21 protein-coding genes are annotated in these 20,470 nt (G+C 37.7%); 16 read left to right on the forward strand and 5 right to left on the reverse strand.

Features of this window, described 5'->3' with window-relative positions; genetic code table 11:
* The first annotated feature begins 95 nt into the window (after window positions 1-95).
* The 4 genes from ACY3XC_RS06020 (at window position 96) to ACY3XC_RS06035 (ending at window position 4,251) form a co-directional block, all read left to right on the forward strand.
* Window positions 96-1,232: a CaiB/BaiF CoA transferase family protein gene (locus ACY3XC_RS06020; protein WP_464867735.1), complete on the forward strand. Its 1,137-nt coding sequence runs from the start codon at window positions 96-98 to the stop codon at window positions 1,230-1,232.
* 21 nt (window positions 1,233-1,253) lie between these two features.
* The gene (locus ACY3XC_RS06025; RefSeq protein ID WP_464867736.1) at window positions 1,254-2,021 is read left to right on the forward strand and encodes a 3-hydroxyacyl-CoA dehydrogenase; all 768 of its coding nucleotides are present in this window, start codon (window positions 1,254-1,256) and stop codon (window positions 2,019-2,021) included.
* A gap of 45 nt (window positions 2,022-2,066) precedes the next feature.
* The gene (locus ACY3XC_RS06030; RefSeq protein ID WP_464867738.1) at window positions 2,067-3,221 is read left to right on the forward strand and encodes a thiolase family protein; all 1,155 of its coding nucleotides are present in this window, start codon (window positions 2,067-2,069) and stop codon (window positions 3,219-3,221) included.
* Window positions 3,222-3,312: 91 nt separating this feature from the next.
* A complete protein-coding gene (locus ACY3XC_RS06035) occupies window positions 3,313-4,251 on the forward strand; it encodes an MBL fold metallo-hydrolase (RefSeq protein WP_464867739.1) in 939 nt (312 codons plus the stop codon).
* A 42-nt stretch (window positions 4,252-4,293) separates the two neighbouring features.
* Here ACY3XC_RS06035 and ACY3XC_RS06040 read toward each other — a convergent pair whose 3' ends face one another.
* The gene (locus tag ACY3XC_RS06040; protein ID WP_464868045.1) at window positions 4,294-4,821 is read right to left on the reverse strand and encodes a helix-turn-helix domain-containing protein; all 528 of its coding nucleotides are present in this window, start codon (window positions 4,819-4,821) and stop codon (window positions 4,294-4,296) included.
* A 198-nt stretch (window positions 4,822-5,019) separates the two neighbouring features.
* Between ACY3XC_RS06040 and ACY3XC_RS06045 the strand changes: the two genes are divergently transcribed.
* The 4 genes from ACY3XC_RS06045 (at window position 5,020) to trhO (ending at window position 8,003) form a co-directional block, all read left to right on the forward strand.
* The gene (locus tag ACY3XC_RS06045) at window positions 5,020-5,664 is read left to right on the forward strand and encodes an alpha/beta hydrolase (RefSeq protein ID WP_464867740.1); all 645 of its coding nucleotides are present in this window, start codon (window positions 5,020-5,022) and stop codon (window positions 5,662-5,664) included.
* Between the two features lie 26 nt (window positions 5,665-5,690).
* Window positions 5,691-6,110, forward strand: a complete 420-nt coding sequence (locus ACY3XC_RS06050; protein WP_464867742.1) for a DoxX family protein — start codon at window positions 5,691-5,693, stop codon at window positions 6,108-6,110.
* 19 nt (window positions 6,111-6,129) lie between these two features.
* Window positions 6,130-6,909: a DODA-type extradiol aromatic ring-opening family dioxygenase gene (locus ACY3XC_RS06055; RefSeq protein WP_464867743.1), complete on the forward strand. Its 780-nt coding sequence runs from the start codon at window positions 6,130-6,132 to the stop codon at window positions 6,907-6,909.
* Window positions 6,910-7,055: 146 nt separating this feature from the next.
* A complete protein-coding gene (gene trhO, locus ACY3XC_RS06060) occupies window positions 7,056-8,003 on the forward strand; it encodes an oxygen-dependent tRNA uridine(34) hydroxylase TrhO (protein ID WP_464867744.1) in 948 nt (315 codons plus the stop codon).
* Window positions 8,004-8,045: 42 nt separating this feature from the next.
* Here the strand turns inward: trhO and ACY3XC_RS06065 are convergent, their stop codons facing one another.
* The gene (locus tag ACY3XC_RS06065; protein ID WP_464867745.1) at window positions 8,046-9,197 is read right to left on the reverse strand and encodes a glycoside hydrolase family 18 protein; all 1,152 of its coding nucleotides are present in this window, start codon (window positions 9,195-9,197) and stop codon (window positions 8,046-8,048) included.
* Window positions 9,198-9,377: 180 nt separating this feature from the next.
* Between ACY3XC_RS06065 and ACY3XC_RS06070 the strand changes: the two genes are divergently transcribed.
* From ACY3XC_RS06070 to ACY3XC_RS06090, 5 genes are all read left to right on the forward strand, one after another.
* Complete coding sequence (locus ACY3XC_RS06070; RefSeq protein ID WP_464867746.1) at window positions 9,378-10,481, forward strand: metallophosphoesterase; 1,104 nt, start codon at window positions 9,378-9,380, stop codon at window positions 10,479-10,481.
* Between the two features lie 153 nt (window positions 10,482-10,634).
* Window positions 10,635-10,931 (forward strand): 4a-hydroxytetrahydrobiopterin dehydratase, encoded by a 297-nt coding sequence (locus ACY3XC_RS06075; protein WP_464867747.1) that lies wholly within the window; start codon window positions 10,635-10,637, stop codon window positions 10,929-10,931.
* Between the two features lie 26 nt (window positions 10,932-10,957).
* Window positions 10,958-12,694: an aromatic amino acid hydroxylase gene (locus ACY3XC_RS06080; RefSeq protein ID WP_464867748.1), complete on the forward strand. Its 1,737-nt coding sequence runs from the start codon at window positions 10,958-10,960 to the stop codon at window positions 12,692-12,694.
* Between the two features lie 254 nt (window positions 12,695-12,948).
* Window positions 12,949-13,860: a CBASS cGAMP-activated phospholipase gene (locus ACY3XC_RS06085; RefSeq protein WP_464867749.1), complete on the forward strand. Its 912-nt coding sequence runs from the start codon at window positions 12,949-12,951 to the stop codon at window positions 13,858-13,860.
* An 11-nt stretch (window positions 13,861-13,871) separates the two neighbouring features.
* Window positions 13,872-15,056: a DHH family phosphoesterase gene (locus ACY3XC_RS06090; RefSeq protein ID WP_464867750.1), complete on the forward strand. Its 1,185-nt coding sequence runs from the start codon at window positions 13,872-13,874 to the stop codon at window positions 15,054-15,056.
* Window positions 15,057-15,107: 51 nt separating this feature from the next.
* Here the strand turns inward: ACY3XC_RS06090 and ACY3XC_RS06095 are convergent, their stop codons facing one another.
* Together ACY3XC_RS06095 and ACY3XC_RS06100 are read right to left on the reverse strand one after the other, a co-directional pair.
* Window positions 15,108-15,473, reverse strand: a complete 366-nt coding sequence (locus ACY3XC_RS06095) for a carboxymuconolactone decarboxylase family protein (protein WP_179160857.1) — start codon at window positions 15,471-15,473, stop codon at window positions 15,108-15,110.
* Window positions 15,474-15,549: 76 nt separating this feature from the next.
* On the reverse strand, window positions 15,550-16,389 hold the full coding sequence (locus ACY3XC_RS06100; RefSeq protein ID WP_464867751.1) for a DUF2935 domain-containing protein: 840 nt from the start codon (window positions 16,387-16,389) through the stop codon (window positions 15,550-15,552).
* A gap of 120 nt (window positions 16,390-16,509) precedes the next feature.
* Here ACY3XC_RS06100 and ACY3XC_RS06105 point away from each other — a divergent pair, with 120 nt between their 5' ends.
* Genes ACY3XC_RS06105 through ACY3XC_RS06115 form a run of 3 tightly spaced genes read left to right on the forward strand, consistent with a single transcriptional unit; the run spans window position 16,510 to window position 20,130 of the window.
* The gene (locus tag ACY3XC_RS06105) at window positions 16,510-17,958 is read left to right on the forward strand and encodes a spore germination protein (RefSeq protein ID WP_464867752.1); all 1,449 of its coding nucleotides are present in this window, start codon (window positions 16,510-16,512) and stop codon (window positions 17,956-17,958) included.
* An 11-nt stretch (window positions 17,959-17,969) separates the two neighbouring features.
* The gene (locus ACY3XC_RS06110; RefSeq protein ID WP_256989260.1) at window positions 17,970-19,049 is read left to right on the forward strand and encodes a spore germination protein; all 1,080 of its coding nucleotides are present in this window, start codon (window positions 17,970-17,972) and stop codon (window positions 19,047-19,049) included.
* Window positions 19,042-20,130 carry a Ger(x)C family spore germination protein gene (locus tag ACY3XC_RS06115; protein WP_464867753.1) on the forward strand — a complete coding sequence of 363 codons (1,089 nt, stop codon included), beginning with the start codon at window positions 19,042-19,044 and terminating at the stop codon, window positions 20,128-20,130. The genes ACY3XC_RS06110 and ACY3XC_RS06115 overlap by 8 nt, the downstream gene beginning before the upstream one ends.
* A 36-nt stretch (window positions 20,131-20,166) precedes the next feature.
* Here the strand turns inward: ACY3XC_RS06115 and ACY3XC_RS06120 are convergent, their stop codons facing one another.
* The gene (locus ACY3XC_RS06120; protein ID WP_179160793.1) at window positions 20,167-20,427 is read right to left on the reverse strand and encodes a DUF2533 family protein; all 261 of its coding nucleotides are present in this window, start codon (window positions 20,425-20,427) and stop codon (window positions 20,167-20,169) included.
* Window positions 20,428-20,470 lie beyond the last annotated feature (43 nt).

Below are 20,470 nucleotides of genomic sequence, written 5' to 3' on the forward strand. Positions count from 1 at the left end.
TAGTCATTTGTAAAATTATTTGAAAATTGTTATTATTTAATATAGATGTAAACGGTATCATTTATTAGGTACTTGAATAAAAAGGAGATGATAGTTTGTTACCTCTTGAAGGTATTCGAATCCTTGATCTCACAAGGCTTCTTCCCGGACCCTATTGCACATTATTGCTTGCTGATTACGGAGCAGACGTGATAAAGGTGGAAGACCCTAAAAGCGGAGATTATGCCCGCTGGTACGAACCAAGGGTAAACGATGATCAAAGTGCTATGTTTATCTCGCTAAACCGCAATAAACGCAGCATTGCCCTTGACCTTAAAGACGAAAAAGATAAAGAGGCTTTTATTTCTTTAATCAAAACTTCGGATGTCCTGATTGAATCATTCCGTCCTGGGGTTATGGATCGACTGGGGCTCGGGTTTGAGGAATTGAAGGTACATAATCCAAAACTGATTTATTGTGCGATAACCGGTTATGGACAATCTGGTCCATACGCAAAAGAGGCAGGACACGATATAAATTTCTTGAGTTACTCAGGACTGTTACATTTACAAGGCGAACCGAATGAAAAGCCGCTTATCCCATCCGTTCAAATAGGTGATATTGGAGGGGGAGCGTTAATGGCTGCTATTGGTATCCTATTAGCTATTATCGATGCAAAGAAATCGAACAAGGGTCAATTTGTTGATATCTCCATGCTAGATGGTGCTCTTTCATGGATGCATACGATTCTGCCAAACTATTGGACTTCCGGTGAAATGCCGAATCGCGGGGAACTGACCTTAAACGGCGGGAAAGCATGTTATGAGATTTATAGAACAAGAGATGATCGATTTATTTCCGTTGGAGCACTTGAATATAAGTTTTGGAAGAATTTTTGTAAGGTAATCGGTAAGCAAGAACTAATTGACCAACTAGATGAACCCCTAGAACAGCAGCGCTTAATGAAGAAGGAAGTTCAAGCAGCCATCCATCAAAAAACATTAACAGAATGGCTTGAGCTTTTTGAGGGTATTGATGCCTGTATCTCCCCAGTCTTAACTCCAGAAGAACTCGCAGATCATCCACAAATTAAACATCGTCAAATGATTGAAGATATCACACATCCAGAAATGGGAGTAATCAAACAAATAGGTAATCCCATTAAACTATCAAATTCAACTATTCGTACAAGACGGCATGCACCCGGTCTTGGGGAACATTCAAAGGAAATTTTGAAGGAACTAGGTTATTAGTGGGAGAAAGGGGATAGGAATATGAAAATACAAGATTCCATTGCTTTGGTAACAGGCGGTGCTTCGGGACTTGGAGAAGCAACAGTCCGAAATATTGTTAAAAACGGCGGGAGAGCTGCTATTTTGGACCTCTCAGAAGAAAGAGGCATCCTTTTGGCTGAAGAATTAGGGGGAAATGCTGTTTTCTACAAAACAAATGTAACGAGCGAGGAAGATGTTCAAAATGCCATCCATTCTGCGATTGCTCAATTTGGCAGTATCAATACGGTTGTGAATTGTGCAGGTATTGCAGTTGCTGAAAAAACAGTAGGCAGAAATCAAGCGCATAGTTTTGATAATTTTAAAAAAGTAATTGAAATTAATTTAATCGGTACCTTTAACGTAATCCGGCTTGCTGCTGCCCAAATGGTAAATAATTCGCCGAATCAAGAAGGAGAAAGAGGGGTGATCATCAATACCGCCTCTGTTGCAGCTTTTGATGGTCAAATCGGTCAGGCTGCATACAGTGCCTCTAAAGGCGGGGTGGTAGGAATGACATTGCCAATTGCACGCGACTTAGCGAAATCCGGTATTAGAGTCATGACGATCGCACCTGGATTAATTGAAACACCACTTTTTGGTTCATTGTCTGAACAGGCTAAAGCTGCCTTGGAAACGCAGGTACCATTCCCATCAAGACTTGGCCGCCCTTCTGAATATGCACAATTAACTCAGTCTATCATCGAAAATGTCATGCTTAATGGGGAAACCATCCGCTTAGATGGCGCCATTCGCATGGCTCCAAGATAGATCAAAAATTTTTTCAAAATTTATTTCAAATTGGAGGAAGATAAAATGCGTGAAGTTGTGATTGTAGAGGGTGTTCGTACACCGGTTGGCAAAAGAAAAGGACTATTGAGTTCAGTCCGTCCAGATGAACTGGCAGCAAAGGTATTAAAGGAATTAGTAAATCGTGCTGGCATTTCTCCAGGAATCGTCCAGGACGTAATCTTAGGCTGTGTTTCCCAGGTGGAAGAACAAGGCCTGAATATTGCGCGTACAGCAACGTTAATGGCAGATTTCCCAATTCATGTACCAGCAACTACATTAGATCGTCAGTGCGGATCTGGCCAGCAAGCGATTCACTTTGCTTCCCAAGCCATTCTCAGTGGGGATATGGATATTGTCATTGCAGGCGGAGTTGAAAGTATGACACGAGTTCCACTAGGTGCAACTCGTAAGCAGTCAGGTTGGAGTGAAACACTTACTTCTAAATATGAAATGATTCACCAAGGCTTATCTGCGGAAAGAATTGCTGATCAATGGGGATTTACACGCACTCAGTTAGATGAATTTTCAGTTGAAAGCCATAATCGTGCACTAATCGCACAAGAAGAAGGTAGATTTGACAGAGAAATCATGCCTTTGGAAGTAACACTTGAGGACGCAAGTACAGTTGTTGTGAAACAGGATGAAGGACCGCGTAAAGGGTCTACGATTGAAAAATTAGCAGCGTTAAAAACAGTCTTTAAAGAAGATGGAAAAATTCATGCAGGAAACGCCAGCCAAATGAGTGATGGTGCTGCGGCTGTGTTATTAATGTCCCGGGAAAAAGCAGAGGAATTAGGACTTAAACCGCGATTCCGTATTGTTGCACGTTCCGTAGTAGGATCTGATCCAACATTAATGCTGACTGGTCCAATTGAGGCGACTAGACAGGTTTTAGCCAAAGCTGGGCTGACCATTGAGGATATGGATACCTACGAAGTAAACGAAGCGTTCGCACCAGTACCAATGTGCTGGTTAGAGGAGATTAAGGCAGATCCAAAGAAATTAAATCCAAATGGGGGAGCCATTGCCCTAGGTCACCCACTTGGAGCAACAGGTGCAAAATTGATGATCTCAATGATGCATGAATTAGAAAGAACAGGCGGCCGTTATGGATTACAGGCAATTTGTGAAGGCGGCGGTATGGCGAATGGAACGATTATTGAAAGAATTACTGAATGAGAAGTAGGGAGGGAGTAAGTAGCAAAGAGACTTTTTTGCTGCTTATTCCTTTTTGCAGATTACTAGAAAATTAGAGAGGGGAGAAGAGTTTTTGTTAAATGAAATAGGTGTAACACAAGTCACCATCCCGCTGCCTTTTCGGCTAAATCATGTAAATTGCTTTATAGCAGAAGGGGAAAAAGGATGGACTATCATCGATGCAGGATTAAATAATGAAGTATCTAGGGATAGTTGGAGACCTATCATAGGAAAACATGATGTTACCGACATCATTCTAACGCATTACCATCCCGATCATTTTGGATATGCCGGTTCCCTCCAACAGCTTACAAATGCTGAGGTGTGGATGTCTGAAATGGAAGCAGAAGCTGGATTAACATATTGGGAACCAGATTCTTTAATTGTTGTAAATGAAAACTATGATAGATGCGGGCTTCCTGAAAATTTATCACAGGTGTTAACGACTGATGAAAAAAGCTTTAACCCGCAAGTAAAACCATACCCAACTATTCAACATTACCTAGAAGAAGGAATGAAAATCGTATTCGGCAAATACGAATATGAAGTTATTTTTACACCGGGTCATTCTGATGGGCTAATCACTTTGTTTAATAAGGAGAAAAGTATCCTCTTTTCAACCGATCATATTTTACCAAGAATTTCACCAAATATTTCATACTGGTTCCGTGGTAATCGAAATCCATTACAATCGTTTATGACATCGTTGGAAAAAATTAAAGCTTTGGACGTTGACTTTTGTGTTCCTTCTCATGGGAAGCCATTTAGAAATGCCAATAAAAGAATTGAAGAATTATTGGTACATCATCTTGAAAGAATAGCGGAGACGTATGATGCTATTAAACAGCCAGCAACCATTTATGAGGTTAATCAACAGTTGTTTCGAAATTTGAATATTCATGAAACTCGCTTTGCTGTTGGGGAAACACTTGCTCACTTGGAGTATTTATATTTAAACCACCAATGTAAAAAGTTTCTTCAGGATGGTACATGGTATTACGAGAGTATTTAATATCAAAGGGTGTCCCGATAATGGACACCCTGCCTTTAAACATTATTGTTCTTTGTTTGAGTATACTGCAATCAACACAACCGCTTTACAATCCCCGATATTTTTCACTGTGTGTGGAACACTTGCGTTCCAGCTGAAGGAGTCACCTTCTTCTAAAGTTACAGAATCTTCTCCTTGCTCCGCTAATACTTTACCTTCTAACACTAAATGACATTCTTCCCCTTCATGCGCATGTGCGTCCCCAATTGAAGCTCCTGGTGGAAACTCCACACTCCTTAAGCTTAAACCACCCATTGAAGATATATTCTCAATTTTTAACTGATTAAACGTAGTCGTTGTCCTAGAATCTTTTCTAACCACGCGTAAATGTTGTTTTTTTTCTAATAATAAGTAGGGTAAAGGAATTTCTAAATAGCTGGCAATGGTTTGCAGAGTACTAATAGAGGGAGAGGTGTTATTGTTTTCTACATTACTGATAAATCCTTTTGATAGGCCAGTCCCTTCACACATTTGAGCTATTGTGATTTTTTTTCGATTTCTTATTGCACGAATTTTTGCACCGATATCCAGTTTGATCACCCTTTATGGTTTCCTAATATAGAACATATTTATATATTAGCAAAAATAATGTTGACAATCCACAAGATTCGCTGTTATCCTATAAGCAACAAATGTTCATATCTAAAAACATTTTATTTTTTTGAGTATATGTTTATTAATATGAATCTTTATTAACTATTAAAATACTTGAAGGAAGGAATGATATATATGAATGCACCTATGATTTATGAAGTTCGCCGCCCGAAAGAGATCCATCCTGATAAAAAATATCCTGCGTTGTTTATCATGCATGGAATAGGCAGTAATGAACAAAACATGCTGTCTTTGGTAAACGGATTAGAAGAACAGTTTTACATTTTTAGTATTCGAGGTCATCTCTCGCAGCCGCCAGGCTTTGCTTACTTCACGATTCAAGGCTACGGCAAACCACACCGGGAAGTGTTCGATGAAGGAGTAAGTAAGCTTACGAGTTTTATCGACTATGCTTGCGAACAGTATCCACTAGATACATCACATTTATACTTGTTAGGTTTTAGTCAAGGTGCGATTTTAGCCATGACGCTAGGCTTAACATTAGGAAGTAAAATAAAAGGTATTGTTGCACTAAGTGGTTATATTCCTGCTTTCGTAAAAGAAGAGTATACTATCAAGCCTGTGGATGAAGTATCACTATTTATCTCACACGGGGAAATGGATCAAGTTCTTCCATTCGAATGGGGAGTCGCCAATAACGAATATTTCCGTCAATTAGGTGCTAAAGTAACGTTTAACACCTATCCAGAAGGACATAGTGTTTCATTGAAAAACCATCAAGATTTTACAAACTGGTTATTAAAAGATATAGAAAACTAATTTATTTAAGGAGAGGGAGAAAAATAATGAAGAAATTCGAAGCAGGTACATTAATTTTACGTTTAGTATTAGGGGTTACATTTTTTGTTCATGGATTAGTGAAATTCCAAGGAGGAATTGAAAATATCGTTGGCTGGTTTGATTCCATCGGCGTACCAGGTGTTCTTGCCTATGGTGTTGCTGTGTTAGAAATGGTTGGTGGACTTGCATTATTGGTTGGTTTAGGAAGCAGAATTGTATCAGCATTATTGGTATTATTAATGCTTGGAGCAATTGTCAAAGGGAAATTAGCAGTCGGATTTTTAGGTAATGGTCAAGGTGCTGGCTGGGAATTAGATTTAGCATTACTAGTTATGGCATTATTTATTGCGATTAATGACAGCAAAATGTTCGCTTTAGATAAAGTGCTATTTAAAGGTCAAAAAAACACACCACAATCACTATAATACAGGAGGGAAAAGTACAATGATGCCATCACTCTTTATCGCTCATGGTGCACCATTGCTTGCGGTTGAAAACAACGAGTACACTCAATTTTTAAATCAACTGGGAAAGTCTTTACCTCGCCCAAAGGCGATTGTCTTATTTTCAGCCCATTGGGAGTCTAGAGCACAAAAAGTAAGCGAAGTGGATCAATATGACACCATTTATGATTTCGGCGGATTCGACCCAGCGCTATATACCATTAAATATCCAGCGCAAGGTTCACAGGAAATCTCTAATGAAATAATTGATTTATTCAAAGAAAATGGAATTCCTTTTGAAGTAGAAACGAAACGCGGCTTGGATCATGGGGCATGGGTTGTACTTCGTTTACTTTACCAAAATGCAGATGTTCCTGTTATAGCAATGTCTGTTAATCCTGCTCTTACTCCGGAAGAACAATATGAAATTGGAAAATCACTGGCTGCAATGCGTGATAAAGATGTTTTAATCATTGGCAGCGGAGGAACGGTTCATAACTTGAGAGCCGTGAATTTTGCAGACAATGGACAAATCGACCAATGGGCAATGGAGTTCGATGATTGGTTAGCCCATCATCTTCATACGTGGGATACAGATTCCTTGTTTAAATACGATTCACTTGCTCCGAATGCACAATATGCTGTACCTCCATATGGAAACGAACACTTTGTTCCAATTTTTTACGCCATGGGGGCAGCAGATGATAACAAAGAAGCGAAGTTATTACATCGCAGCTACAGATATGGAAACCTCAGTCATAGCGTATGGCAATTTGGCTGATAGTTAAAAATAACACTAACTCAACGTTAGTGTTATTTTTTTACAAGTTAGAATAATTCTTATCAATTGAAATATAGGGAGGATTATTGATATAATTATTCGGTTAATAATATAAGTAATGTATAAAAGTTAATAAGGTGGTAAATATGAATCAAGAGTTTAGAGTGTTATTGTATTATAAATATGTCACGATAGAGAATCCAGAAGAAGTGCAGCAAGAGCATCTTGAGTACTGTAATGACTTAGGCTTAAAGGGCAGGATTATTATAGCAGCAGAAGGTATTAACGGTACTGTGTCAGGTACACCTGAGCAAACAGACGCCTATATGAAATGGATGGATGAGCACCCGCTATTTGCAGGGACCATCTTTAAAATTGATGAAGCAACTGAGCATGCTTTCAAAAAAATGCGCGTTCGTCTTCGACCAGAGCTTGTTACTTTACGCCTAGAAGACGATGTTGATCCACATGTCACCACAGGAAAGCATTTAAAACCGAAAGAGTTTTTCGAAGCTATGCAAAGAGAAGATACTGTTGTGATTGACGCTCGGAATGATTATGAATATGACCTAGGCCATTTTAGAGGTGCTGTACGCCCGGATATTTTAAATTTCCGTGATTTGCCTGACTGGATTAGAGAAAATAAGGAAGAATTTGAAGGGAAAAAGATTCTTACTTATTGCACAGGCGGCATTCGCTGTGAAAAATTCTCAGGATGGCTTCTAAATGAAGGCTTTGAAGATGTATCACAATTAGAAGGTGGAATTGTTACCTATGGAAAAGACCCAGAAGTTCAAGGAGAATTATGGGATGGTCAGCTCTATGTGTTTGATGAGCGTATCAGCGTTCCTGTAAATCAAAAGGAGCATGTGGTTGTTGGGAAGGATTATTTCACTGGGGAGCCTTGTGAGCGTTATGTGAACTGTGCAAATCCTGAGTGTAACAAAAAGATCTTAAGTTCTGAAGAAAACGAACACCGTCATTTACGCAGCTGTTCACATGAATGCAGAACACATCCGCGAAATCGATATGTTGCTCAGCATGGGTTAACGGAAGAAGAAGTAAATGAAAGATTACTGAACCTCCAAACATAAAAGAAAGGCTGCACGCTCAAAGTATGGGTGTGCAGCCTTTTGTTATTTCTTAGCCAATACATCGCTTGATTTAACTAATTCATCAAATATTACGGTTGTTAAGCTATGAGCTCCCTTGCTGTCGTGGCCAGCTTCCCACAGCATCATGCCGCCAAAGCCGTGTCCAAGTGCTAAATTCGTCTTCTTTTTAATCGTTTCAACACCATTATAATGATAAGTCGTTCCATTCATACTTACCGTATCCTTCGCAGCATTAGCGGGATCACTGTTGATAATAGCAGCATAAGAAACCTGCTTAATAGCGGGGTCTTCAGGCTGAGCATAAAAAGGAACACCTAAAACAAGCTTTTCTTTCGGCAGATTGTTTTGATCAAACAAATTAGCCCAATAGTTTACTATTTTCTCCGTAAACGGATAAGGAGATAAATTGGCCGCATTGTAGCCGCCATCCCACTGACCATCATAAGCCATGATATTGACATGATCAACATGCTGGAAAGTTGATGGTTCATAGACGACAAAGCCCATTTCGGTGCCTGTCACCGCATGAATTTTCGCATAAACAGCAATTGATAGTTCTTTACCTTTTGGATGAAGCTGAGCGCTAAGTTCCTTTGCAAATGCTGCCAAGTTTGCTGCATCAGCTTTTGAACGAGGATGTTCGAAATCGATATCGATACCGTCTAGATGTTCACGATCTACCATACTAGTAAGTTCATTTACTAGTTTCGTTCTAGAATCAGGATTGCTGATGGCTGCTTTAAATGGTTCATAGGATTCCCCGCCATTTATATGAAACCAGCCGCCAACCGCTAAGATTACTTTTGTATTGTGTTTGTCAGCTTCCTTAACCATGGCTCGTAAATTATTGATGGCCGAATCGCCATTTAGCAAAATTCCTCCATCGGGTGTTGGATGAGCAAACGAGAAGATTGCGTGTGTTAGTTTGGAATAATCAACCACATTGGGATCACGAAAATCCTGTACATAACCTAATAACACTTTAGATTCCTCTAAACTCTCCTCTGGAATTGCTTTTTGTTCGAGGGTTATATTTGATTCTGAAGCTTTTTCTATTTTAAGCAGTTGCGACGCTTGTTCTGTTTTATTTTTTGAATATATGACTCCTGTAAATATTCCCCCTGTAAAGGTAAGTAAGATTACCAGGGCTAGGAGGATTTTGCTTTTTTTCATAGATTGTTTTCCTCCCTATTATTCTCATACTTTAAAATTGTATCAAAAAAAGAGAGGAAGGAGAGATGGTAATATCCGCCTTGCAAATAATTGGTAAACTTGAAACCAAATTTATTGTTAATTAAGCTCAAATATTGTCTAATGGTAGTAAGACTTCTAGTGTAAAGGAGATTCACTTCTGTGTGGGCTGTTGGAGTAGGAATTATCTTACTATATAATTTATTGATTTTTTATATTGGGTACAATATTTGGGTATGGTTAAAAAACATTAGCGGAGATCGAAAGAGTATAAAAATAATATTCTGGGTTGTCCTTGTTATTTTTGCTTATTCTTTTGTTTTTTCACGATGGTTAGATGAGAGTTTATTTTTTACTTGGCTTGGTGCAGCGTGGCTGTCGTTATTTTACTTTTTAATATTGCTGCTTCCCTTAGCTAATTTAGCGGTATTTTTAAGAAGATTTACAAAAATACAGAAAGAAAAGTTTGTTAAAAGGACAGGATACACCGTACTTGTTGTGATTGTTTGCTCTTTCTTTTTTGGAATATTTAATGCTTACAGCCCTAAAGCGAAAACATATCAGATTAATATCCCGAAACAGGTTGAAGGGAAACAAAGCTTGAAAATTATTATGGCTTCAGATATGCATTTTGGGGATTTATCCGGCAGCGGGCAGGCAAAAAAATTAGTAGAATATATAAATTCACAAAAACCTGATCTGGTCCTCTTTCCAGGGGATATTATCGATGACGATATCACACCTTTTCTTGAAGAATGTATTCCAGAGATTCTAAAACAAATACAAGCGCCTGTGTATGCTTCCTTAGGAAATCATGATCGTGATGATGTAGATTTAGTGAAGATTTTTAATAATAGTGGAATGAAGGTATTAGATGATGAGGTGCTGAACCTTCCTGAAGGGATAGTCCTAGTGGGCAGAAAAGACCGGGGATATCAGGATGTTGTTAGAGCTGAGCTTCCTGCATTAATGAAGCAGGTCGATGTTAAAAAACCCGTATTCCTTCTTGAACATCAGCCTTATGATTTAGATATCGCTGAAAAAAATGGAGTGGATCTGATTCTATCTGGCCATACACATCGAGGACAGGTGGCACCTGGAAATCTGATTACGAATATGATTTTTGAAAATGATTGGGGCTATCTGAAGAGAGGGGAGCTGCAATCCATAGTCTCCTCGGGTTATGGTGTATGGGGACTGCCTATCCGAATTGGAACACGATCAGAAATTGTTCAAATTAACGTTACGTTTAATCCCTCAAGATAAAAATTGTAGGAATCCACCTGTTTCAGGTGGATTTTTTTACATTTAGATATAAAAGACAAACTGACAGTGTTTTTTTATTCTCTATTTGAATAATATTTATTGATGACTGCAAATTTTATAAAAGCGCTTTATTGCCATAAAGGAGAGAAGCGAATGGAAAAACTAACCCCTTCTGAGGTTCAGGAAAAGTTATCCTCCGTTCCAAACTGGAGATTAACGGATGAAAAATGGATTGAACGAAAGTATCGTTTTCGCGACTATTTAAAAGGAATCGATTTTGTCCAGCAAATCGCAAATCTATCTGAGCAGGTTAACCACCATCCATTTATTTCAATAGACTATAAGGTCGTTACTTTAAGGATTTCCTCATGGAATGCAAGGGGTTTAACCGCATTGGATTTTGATTTAGCAACAAAGTATGATGAGTATTATTTACAAATGAAAGGTTAATTTCCTTCTAAGGGAGAGATTTCTAAATGGGAGAAGTAAAGAAAGTTCCAAGACACCTACAAAAATACGTAGTTGATCAACAATATGAAAAATATACTCCGATCGATCATGCTGTATGGCGCTATGTGATGAGACAAAACCATAACTATTTAAAGGATACTGCCCATCAAGCATATGTTGGCGGGTTAAAGGCTTCAGGGATATCCGTAGAGAAAATACCCAATGTAATGGATATGAACAAAGCGTTAAAACCCTTCGGTTGGGGGGCTGCCAATATTGATGGTTTTATACCAGGCGTTATTTTTTTCGACTTTCAGGCACATGGTATCCTGCCGATTGCCTCAGACATTCGTAAACTAGAAAACATTCAATATACACCAGCACCAGATATCATCCATGAAGCAGCAGGTCACGCACCAATCCTTTGTGAAGAGAAGTTCTCTGAATATGTAAAGCTATTTGGACAAATTGGATCAAAAGCATTGGCCACAAGTGAGGAGCATGAATTATTTGAAGCAGTGCGTACCTATTCGAATTTATTAGAAAGTGGAAAAGCAACAAAAGAAGAAATCGAAGAAGCTAAAGCCAACTTTGAAGAAAAACAGTCAGCTGTAACGGAATTATCAGAAGCAGAACAAATATCACGTTTATATTGGTGGACGGTTGAATACGGCCTAATTGGCAGTGTCAACCAGCCACAAATCTATGGTGCTGGCCTTCTCTCTTCTGTTTCGGAAGGAAGAAGCAGCTTAACAGCTTCAGTTAAGAAACTACCATTTAACCTGCAACGCGTTATTGAAACAGGTTTTGATATTACCAAACCACAGCCACAGCTTTTTGTATGTGACAGCTTTGATCAATTAATCGATGCTGTGAATAAATTTTCGGAAACCATGGCCTTTAAAATTGGAGGGACAGAGGGCTTAGAGAAAGCACTTCGTTCGAATCATACGGCTACGGTTCAATATAGCTCAGGGCTGCAGCTAACCGGTACATTACGTATCATCATAAAGGATGAAAAAGGTGAAGCGATATACATCCAAACAGAGGGTCCATCAGCATTGGCATATAACCATACTGAATTGAAAGGACACGGTAAAACGACACACCACGATGGCTTTGGAGCACCAATTGGAGGAATCGTAAACGTGATAAAACCTCTTGAGAAGCTTACTGATGCCGAGCTTGGAGAAATTGGAATAGAGATTGGAAAAGAATGTACCCTTGAGTATGAGAGTGGAGTTAAGGTAGTGGGAGCTCCAGTACATTGGATTCGAAAAGAAGACAATCTCCTATTCATCTCTTTTAGAGACTGTACGGTTTCCTTCGCTGATCAAACTTTATTCCAGCCCGAATGGGGTACGTACGATTTGGCGGTTGGAGAGAAAATATCTTCTGTTTTTGCCGGTGCAGCGGACTCTGAGCAATTTTATGCGGATTTGGAAGAAGTAGAGTCGAAACCGCTGGCTAAAAGAGAATTATCTCAGCTGGAACAATTGTATGGGAAAATTAGAAATATCCGTGAAAATACTGATTCTGACATTGAAGTTGTTATAACAGAAGTGATTGAAAAATTAACAACAGATTATCAGGAAGATTGGTTATTAAGAATTGAGATAATGGAGTTATTGGTAAAAAATAATCTGTTGCCAGAAAAACAGTTGTTGCTCAAAGAACAGCTTGAAGAGATAAAGCTTATACATGACGAATACCCTGTGTTAATTGAGAGAGGGCTTATGTTAACCAAGGTCATGACGGAATAAAAATTAACAACCTTCCGCCCATTGAATATACTTATAAAAGGTTGAATCGATGGGCGGAAAATTCTATGGAGAATCAACTAAAAGAGCTTTTCGGGGCCTGGATCCAAGCTGTCGGCTCAGTGATTTCTGCGATTGCCCAAACAAAGGAAACTATTAATGCAAACAAAAAAGAAATATAATAGGTGACAAGTGATAAGTGGAATGAAGGAAGGGCAAACTGTAGTAAAAAGAAGGTTAAATTTAGGTGAAATGTAATGAAATTACTATGTATAGATGGCGGTGGAATTCGAGGTATTTTTGCTATAGCCATTTTACAAGCATTGGAAGAAGAAGTGAGTCATCCAGTTGGAGAACTATTTGATGTAGTGGCTGGTACAAGTACTGGGGCAATCATCGCCGCTTCTGTTTCGCTAAATAAAAATATGAAAGAAGTATATGAAAGTTACAAGTACTATGGTGAAAAGATTTTTACTAGACAGGCAAAGGTTGGGCTTTTCAAAAGTGTCTATAGTGACCGATCACTAAGACACCTTTTAAAAAAAGCATTTGGTGAAGTGGAAATGGAGGATATTCCCAAACCGCTTCTTATTCCAGCAGTGGACATTACTCATGGAAAACCGTTTATTCACCGCTCAAACTATGGTCATCCCGAAAGTGAAGATTTGTCGATTAAACTTTGGGATGCTGTCCTTTCATCATGCTCAGCACCTGTTTATTTTCCTCCAAACAAAATAGGTGATCAATATTTATCCATTGATGGCGGTTTATGGGCGAATAATCCTTCATTAGTAGGCCTTACCGAATCTATTCATTATTTTAAAAAAACTATGGATGAAATAAACATATTATCGATTGGAACAGGATTACAAACTATTGATTTTACAAACGACAATGAAAAGTATTGGGGGATAAGACAATGGCTCCCATTCCATTTCCCATCAATGAAGGTAACACCGAAACTTCTTGATTTAGCTCTTCATTTGTCCTCAGAATCTGTATCCTATCATTGCCAGCTGCTACTAAGGGATCAATACCTGCGTATAAATGAAGAATTGGGAGAGGAAGTTCCTTTTGATGAGATAAAGTATATGGATGTACTAAGTGACTTAGGAAGAAGTGTTTTTCAAAAGCAGAAAGATGAAATCCTTTCATTTATAGGAAAGTAGAGGTGAAGGTCATGTATAAATTGTTGTCTCATAATGATCTTGATGGTGTGGGATGTGGAATTCTAGCAAAACTAGCATTTGGTGAAGATGTAAAGGTTCGCTACAATTCCATTTCTGGTTTAAATCGAGAGGTAGAATGGTTTTTCGATAACGAGGATAAAAATACTTTTTTGTTTATTACCGATTTGTCTGTTAATGAAAAAAATGAACAGCGGATTAATGAGTTTTATCAAGATGGTGGAAAAGTACAGTTAATAGATCATCATAAAACCGCACTGCATTACAATGACTATCCATGGGGTCATGTGGTTGTCGAGGACGAGGAAGGAAAATTAACATCAGCAACCTCACTTTTGTATCATTATCTTATTTCCCATCAGCACATTGAAGTGTCAGACGCCATAACTGAATTTGTCGAGCTAGTGAGACAATATGATACGTGGGAGTGGGAAAAAAATGAAAATCACGATGCCCAACGTCTGAATGCTTTATTTTTCCTTGTCTCAATGGATGAATTTGAGGAAAAAATGATCACACGGCTTCAGACAAGTGAACACTTTCACTTTGATGAGTTTGAAAAGAAAATATTAGATATGGAAGAGGATAAAATTGATCGCTATATTCGCAGGAAAAGGAGAGAGCTGGTTCAGACAGAAATAGATGGACTTTATGCAGGTGTGGTCTACGCTGAATCCTATCACTCAGAGCTAGGGAATGAATTGGGGAAAGAATACCCTCATCTTGATTACATAGCGATATTAAATATTGGCGGAAAACGAATGGGTTTTCGAACTATACATGATCATGTGGATGTTTCCGCTGTGGCAGGGCAATATGGAGGAGGCGGACATGCAAAGGCATCTGGGTGCTCATTAACCGAAGAAGCCTATAAAAACTTTGTGACTGAAACCTTTCATTTAGAACCAGTTCCGGAAGATGCCAGACGAAATCGCTATAACCTGAAAGACTCCTCTTTTGGCACTCTGTATAAAAATAGAAGGGAAGATATCTACCTGCTCTATCAGTTTAATGACCAGGAATGGGCAATTGAACGAAATCAAAATAGAATAGAGCAAACCTTTGCTAATTTTGAAGATGGGGAAAGTTACTTAAAAAGAAATTATGAAGTCTGGCTAGTAAAAGACGATGATTTTGTTAAGTACCTCATGAAAGAGGTAAGAGAAAATAAGAACTAAAAAGCCCCACCTTAGAACAAATGTTCTAAGGTGGGGCTTTTTAAAAGAATATTATTGTTTCAGTTGATTTAAATCCGTGATGCATTCCTGTACCAGTGTAACCGCCTGACTCATGGCAGCTCCGCCGCCAAATGCCGCCGTTACTCCTACAGCTTCAAGAATTTCTTGTTCTGAACAGCCTTGATCAAGACAACCCTTTGTATGGTAGATGATACAATATTCATCCTGAGTATATAAGCTAATGCCTAATGCAATTAATTGTTTTTCACGCTGTGATAAAGCACCTTCCTTAAAGCATTCTTCTGTAAAAGCATTGAAGTGTCTAGCAAATTCAGGCATTTTCTGAGTAAATACACCTAAGCCTGCTTTATACTCGTGAAGGGCTGCCTCAGTACTATTTCTAGCTTCAAATTCCATCTTTATGTTCAGCTCCATTTCTAATTATCATGAATCCAAAATTAGTATGAGCAAACAAAGAAGGGATTAACCAACATTAAAAGTTGTTGTGGTAGTTTTTAAAATAGGCTGTTAAGGAGCAAGGGGGTCTTTCCATTTCAGGTACAAAGGCACTAAGCTTCGTTAAAAAATAACAGGACTCAGGAAAATGGTGCTCTAAGAACCGAATCGTTGTTGCATTTAAAACTTCTTTTCCTTTATATAGTGTAATGACGTTCTCCACTAATAGGTTAAATGCTAGGACAGTACTACTGACTTCACGCGCAAAGGCAATTTGTATAGGAAAGTGGGGAGGCATAAACCGTAAATAACCTTTTATCGCATCATTTTTTAACATATGTGCAGAAAAAAGTTTACTCAGTGTGTTCACTTTTTCATGAAGAATAAGCTCTATACCATCAAGACCTCGATTTAATAATGCAGCGTGGCCAATCTGATCTTCTAGCCATAGGTCCAATAAATCCACTAAAGGCAGGGGAGGATAATCTGTTCCATTCATGTAGTACTGTAGAATCCTTAAATATTCACCGTTTTCATTTAATGTCCCGTTAAAATACGTTGGGGTTATGTTAATGAGTATTTTATTATTTAATTGCAGGTTAAGGAGCTTTCCTTCAAACCGGTAATAATCATAGGAAACCAGACCGGATAATTTGGAGAATTCAACCAATTCCTGAGATCCTACATGACTCGGTTTTGGAATTTGCTCTAGTCGGTTTCTTACCTCTGCAAATCTTCCAATATAGTCTACGGCTTCTTTCACAAGGTTTACCTCTACTGGTGACAAATAATCCCTTATAAAAATGGCATGATCTAAAAGTATATTTACCCAAAAATAATGCTCTTCCCATGGAGTAAATGGATTTAAGTTTTTCACCGATAACCTCCTGTATATAAGTTCTTTTATTCCTTTTATAAGTTATTAAGAAAATTTCGATAAAATGAATAAATTACCATTGTTAGCAAAAAATAAAAGAAAAAGATGGGGCGGGTGCGAATGCGCAAAGATCGCAATCGCTTTTTGAAGGACTTCAAGCTGCAGAAGTTACAAAAAGGAAATACGGATTTGAAGGATGCACCAATAGTAGGTGTCGATTCAATCTATCAGCAATTTATATCCAAGTTTAACAGTAGTTCTGATTTATGTGTCACAGAGTTTCCACATCTAACAGTAAAAATTTATTACTTTAGCTATTTGATTAATAAAGACCAGTATGAGCAATTTCTAGCAACCATTCGAAATATCACACTAGAAGAGTTACAGACCTTTTTAAATCATTCCGGATTTAAGGAACTTTCAGATATAAATTCGGTTGAAGAAGCGATATTATCTGGCAATGGAATACTATTTACTGAAAAACATGCATATGAGCTCCCTTTTATTGAAGATACAGGTCGTGCTATTGCACCTTCTGAAACGGAATCTGTTATTCTAGGTGCGCATGACGCATTTGTTGAATCAATTGATGTTAATTTATCACTGATTCGAAAAAGAGTGATGAGTTCACAACTTAAGACAATCAAATTACACGTAGGAAATAAGGCGAAAAGGAAGGTTTATTTACTATATATCGAAGGTGAAGCATCCCATGATGATATAGAAGAAATTAAAAAACGAATTCTTTCAATAAAAAACGATGCAATTGTAGATACGAATATGCTCGTTCAATATATTGATGAACATCCTAATTCACCATTTCCACAATTTTATACAACAGAGAGACCAGATGTAATTGCGTATAAATTGTTTGATGGAAAAATTGCAGGCTTAATGGATAATAGCCCGTTTGCTTTTTGCACTCCTGTAAGTTTTTTTGAATTTATGGAATCAATGGATGATTTCGGGCAAAGATGGATTGTCAGTACTTTTATTAAGGTTACACGGTATATCGCCATTTTAGTTACCCTGATATTTACGGCCTTCTATGTAGCGGTTACAACTTATCACTACGAAATGATTCCGCAGGCATTACTTCCAACACTGCTGGAGTCGCGGAGTAAAGTTCCATTTCCACCTGTGATTGAAGCTCTTTTTTTGGAATTCCTGTTAGAGCTGTTGAGAGAAGCAGGAGCCAGGCTTCCTACAAAAGTTGGACAGACAATCGGTATTGTTGGCGGTATTGTAATCGGGCAGGCAGCTGTGCAGGCAGGGATTACCAGCAATATCCTCATTATTGTGGTAGCGGCTTCTGCCATCGCGTCATTTGTGGTACCCAGTTATTTATTAAGTACATCGATTAGAATTGTGCGTTTTGGGTTTATTATACTTTCAGGATTTTGGGGGAACTTAGGGATTATTTTTGGTATGGGGATCTTGATTATCCATTTAAGCTGCCTGACCAATTTAAACTCTCCCTACCTATTACCGATATCGCCTATGTACCCTCGATTTTTTAAATATTCATTAATAAGGGGACCATTTAAAAAAAAAGCTGAAAGGGGTTAACGATATTGTCAATGAAAGAAAAGTTATCACCCTTTCAAGCATCGATTTTGATTTATTTAATCCAGTCTGGTGTTACATTATTTTCTTTACCCCGCCTTGTTGCCGAAGCCTTTGGGACCAACGGGTGGATTGGACTTATCATTATTTCTTTTATTGTAAATCTCAATCTTATTCTCATTTGGCTCGTCTTTAAATTAAGTAAAGGGAAGTCAATGTTTGGAATCATAGCCATTTTTCCAAAGTGGATAACACTGCCATTTTGCTTGTTTATTGCCTTAGTATGGATGCTATTAGGAGTATTTGTCATGGTTAAGTTTTCAATGATCCTTAAAATGTTGTTTTACCAAAATGTGTCCCTTATTTACTTCCTTTCAATGGGCTTTATATTAATATATATGTTGTTAAGAAAAGAGCTCTATCAAATTGCAAAAGCAACGGTTGTTTTATTTTATTTCACCGTTTGGACTGTTTTTTTATTAGCTTTCCACCTGCCAGAATTTAGCTTTATCCGGCTAACTCCATTTATTTTTAAAGGTGAAACAGATGTGCTGAATGGTGGGATGTCTATTTTTACAGCCCTATTAGGCTATGAACTATCCATTTTATTTATCCATATGATCGAGAGAAAACGATTAATATCACTCTTAGCAGGAAATACAATTACATCACTTATATATTTTGGAGTGACCTTCGTCAGTTTTGGTTTTTTCAGTTTTGAGCAGTTGTTAAGGGAAATGTACCCGGTAGTAACCTTGTTGGGGTATATCTCTTTTCCTGTCCTTGAAAGGGTAGAAAATTTTACTTTTTCAGTTTTTGGTTTAAAGGTACTAATGACGACCGTCATGTACTTATGGGGTGCAAAAGAACTATTGCAATACCAATTTAAAAGGATAAAATCTGATTTTATTCTTATTGGCATATTAATAATAGGTTTCTTTGTGTCTTTTATACCAAAGGTTATCAAAGACGTAGAACAATGGTTATTGTATATTACCTATGCTGCTTCTGCAATTGCATTTTTAGTACCAATATTTTTATTACTAACGGTATTACTCACGAAAAAAATGAACAGGAACCCAGCCAATGAATAAGCTATTTGGAGTTTTAATCATCACTTTACTAACTGGCTGTGCCGAGCAACGGATAATAGATGATTTAGCACTTATAAATGCGGTAGGCTATGATCTCACGGAGAACGAAAGTAATCCCTTAAAATTAACGGTTACTTTCCCAATCATAACAAAAGACGGCAACTATGATCGAAAAACAATCCTGGTGGAAGAAAAATCAAGTAAAGAGGCTAGAGAAAAAGTAAGATTTAAGACTAATTTTAAACTAGAGAGCGGCCAGGTTCGTGTTTCCATGTTTGGGCAGAAATTGGCTAAAGATGGGATGCTGCCTTATTTACATTCCCTAGTTCGTGATCCAAGTATCGGTACTCGATTAAAGTTGGCTTTAGCTGAAGGGGAAGCAAGTGAAGTTCTCATGCTGCAGATAAAAAACGAAGGACAAAATGCAACATACCTAGAGCAGTTTTTAACAAAATTGAATAGAGAAAATTTTAGAACAAATTATAATATCTATCAATTTATTAGAGATTATTATGATGACGGAATAGACCCAATTCTGCCAGTCTTTAAAATTGAGAAAAATAACATTGCCTATAATGGTATTGGCTTATTCCACGAGGATAAACTTGTTGAAATACTTAAGCCCTCTGAAGCCCGATATCTTTTCCTTTTTCGAGAAGAAATGCAAAAAGGTGTTTTTGTCGAACAAATCGATGTAGGAGAGGAAGGTGAAGCCTCAATCATGCTTAATTACGAGCTAAATAATCACCGTATTGAAGTGCCCGCAACAAGAAAGAAGGCATATATATATATAGAATTAATAGGGGATGTTATAGAATATACGGGGAAAGAGGACATTTCCGATCCAAAAATACAAAAAAAAATTGAAAACATTATTACTAAGAAAATTAATCAGGAAGGAAAGGAACTGATATTAAAATTGCAGAAACTCCAGGTAGACCCTCTTGGAATTAATCGATATGTACGTAATAAAATGACATTCCATGAATGGAAAGCATTAAATCAGTATCAAGCCTACCAGGAAATGAACATAAATGTCGAAGCTAATGTTATCTTAAACGGTTCAGGAAAGTGGAAGTAGGGAGGGGATAGAAAAATAATCCACCAAGAGAGTGGATTATTTTTTTTCTAATGAGTTTACATATTCGTGAACCATCTCAACGGTAACATTTTTTCTAAGTGAAATGATTCGTAAATTAATTCTGTTCATTTTATTTGTTACTTCATTTATCTTGTCTGTTGTAAAAGGTTTCCCTTGTTTACATAATTCAACAGCTTCTTCAATATATTGTTCACGCAGATCATCCAAAGCTTGAAACTCCTGGTAACTCTGATTTTGATTTTTCGCATGTTTAATTAAGTCTTTATGTACACTCATGTTTTCACTCCTCAAATGTTAACTGTTTTTATCATATCATAAT

The sequence above is a fragment of the Bacillus sp. CZDM1 genome (assembly GCF_055502545.1).

What these genes read in the sequence shown, in the direction of transcription:
- ACY3XC_RS06025 (WP_464867736.1), top strand. Translation starts at nt 1,254, where the DNA reads ATGAAAATACAAGATTCCATTGCTTTGGTAACAGGCGGTGCTTCGGGA.
- ACY3XC_RS06030 (WP_464867738.1), top strand. Translation starts at nt 2,067, where the DNA reads ATGCGTGAAGTTGTGATTGTAGAGGGTGTTCGTACACCGGTTGGCAAA.
- ACY3XC_RS06045 (WP_464867740.1), top strand. Translation starts at nt 5,020, where the DNA reads ATGAATGCACCTATGATTTATGAAGTTCGCCGCCCGAAAGAGATCCAT.
- ACY3XC_RS06050 (WP_464867742.1), top strand. Translation starts at nt 5,691, where the DNA reads ATGAAGAAATTCGAAGCAGGTACATTAATTTTACGTTTAGTATTAGGG.
- ACY3XC_RS06055 (WP_464867743.1), top strand. Translation starts at nt 6,130, where the DNA reads ATGATGCCATCACTCTTTATCGCTCATGGTGCACCATTGCTTGCGGTT.
- trhO (WP_464867744.1), top strand. Translation starts at nt 7,056, where the DNA reads ATGAATCAAGAGTTTAGAGTGTTATTGTATTATAAATATGTCACGATA.
- ACY3XC_RS06065 (WP_464867745.1), bottom strand. Translation starts at nt 9,197, where the DNA reads ATGAAAAAAAGCAAAATCCTCCTAGCCCTGGTAATCTTACTTACCTTT.
- ACY3XC_RS06075 (WP_464867747.1), top strand. Translation starts at nt 10,635, where the DNA reads ATGGAAAAACTAACCCCTTCTGAGGTTCAGGAAAAGTTATCCTCCGTT.
- ACY3XC_RS06080 (WP_464867748.1), top strand. Translation starts at nt 10,958, where the DNA reads ATGGGAGAAGTAAAGAAAGTTCCAAGACACCTACAAAAATACGTAGTT.
- ACY3XC_RS06085 (WP_464867749.1), top strand. Translation starts at nt 12,949, where the DNA reads ATGAAATTACTATGTATAGATGGCGGTGGAATTCGAGGTATTTTTGCT.
- ACY3XC_RS06090 (WP_464867750.1), top strand. Translation starts at nt 13,872, where the DNA reads ATGTATAAATTGTTGTCTCATAATGATCTTGATGGTGTGGGATGTGGA.
- ACY3XC_RS06095 (WP_179160857.1), bottom strand. Translation starts at nt 15,473, where the DNA reads ATGGAATTTGAAGCTAGAAATAGTACTGAGGCAGCCCTTCACGAGTAT.
- ACY3XC_RS06105 (WP_464867752.1), top strand. Translation starts at nt 16,510, where the DNA reads ATGCGCAAAGATCGCAATCGCTTTTTGAAGGACTTCAAGCTGCAGAAG.
- ACY3XC_RS06110 (WP_256989260.1), top strand. Translation starts at nt 17,970, where the DNA reads ATGAAAGAAAAGTTATCACCCTTTCAAGCATCGATTTTGATTTATTTA.
- ACY3XC_RS06115 (WP_464867753.1), top strand. Translation starts at nt 19,042, where the DNA reads ATGAATAAGCTATTTGGAGTTTTAATCATCACTTTACTAACTGGCTGT.
- ACY3XC_RS06120 (WP_179160793.1), bottom strand. Translation starts at nt 20,427, where the DNA reads ATGAGTGTACATAAAGACTTAATTAAACATGCGAAAAATCAAAATCAG.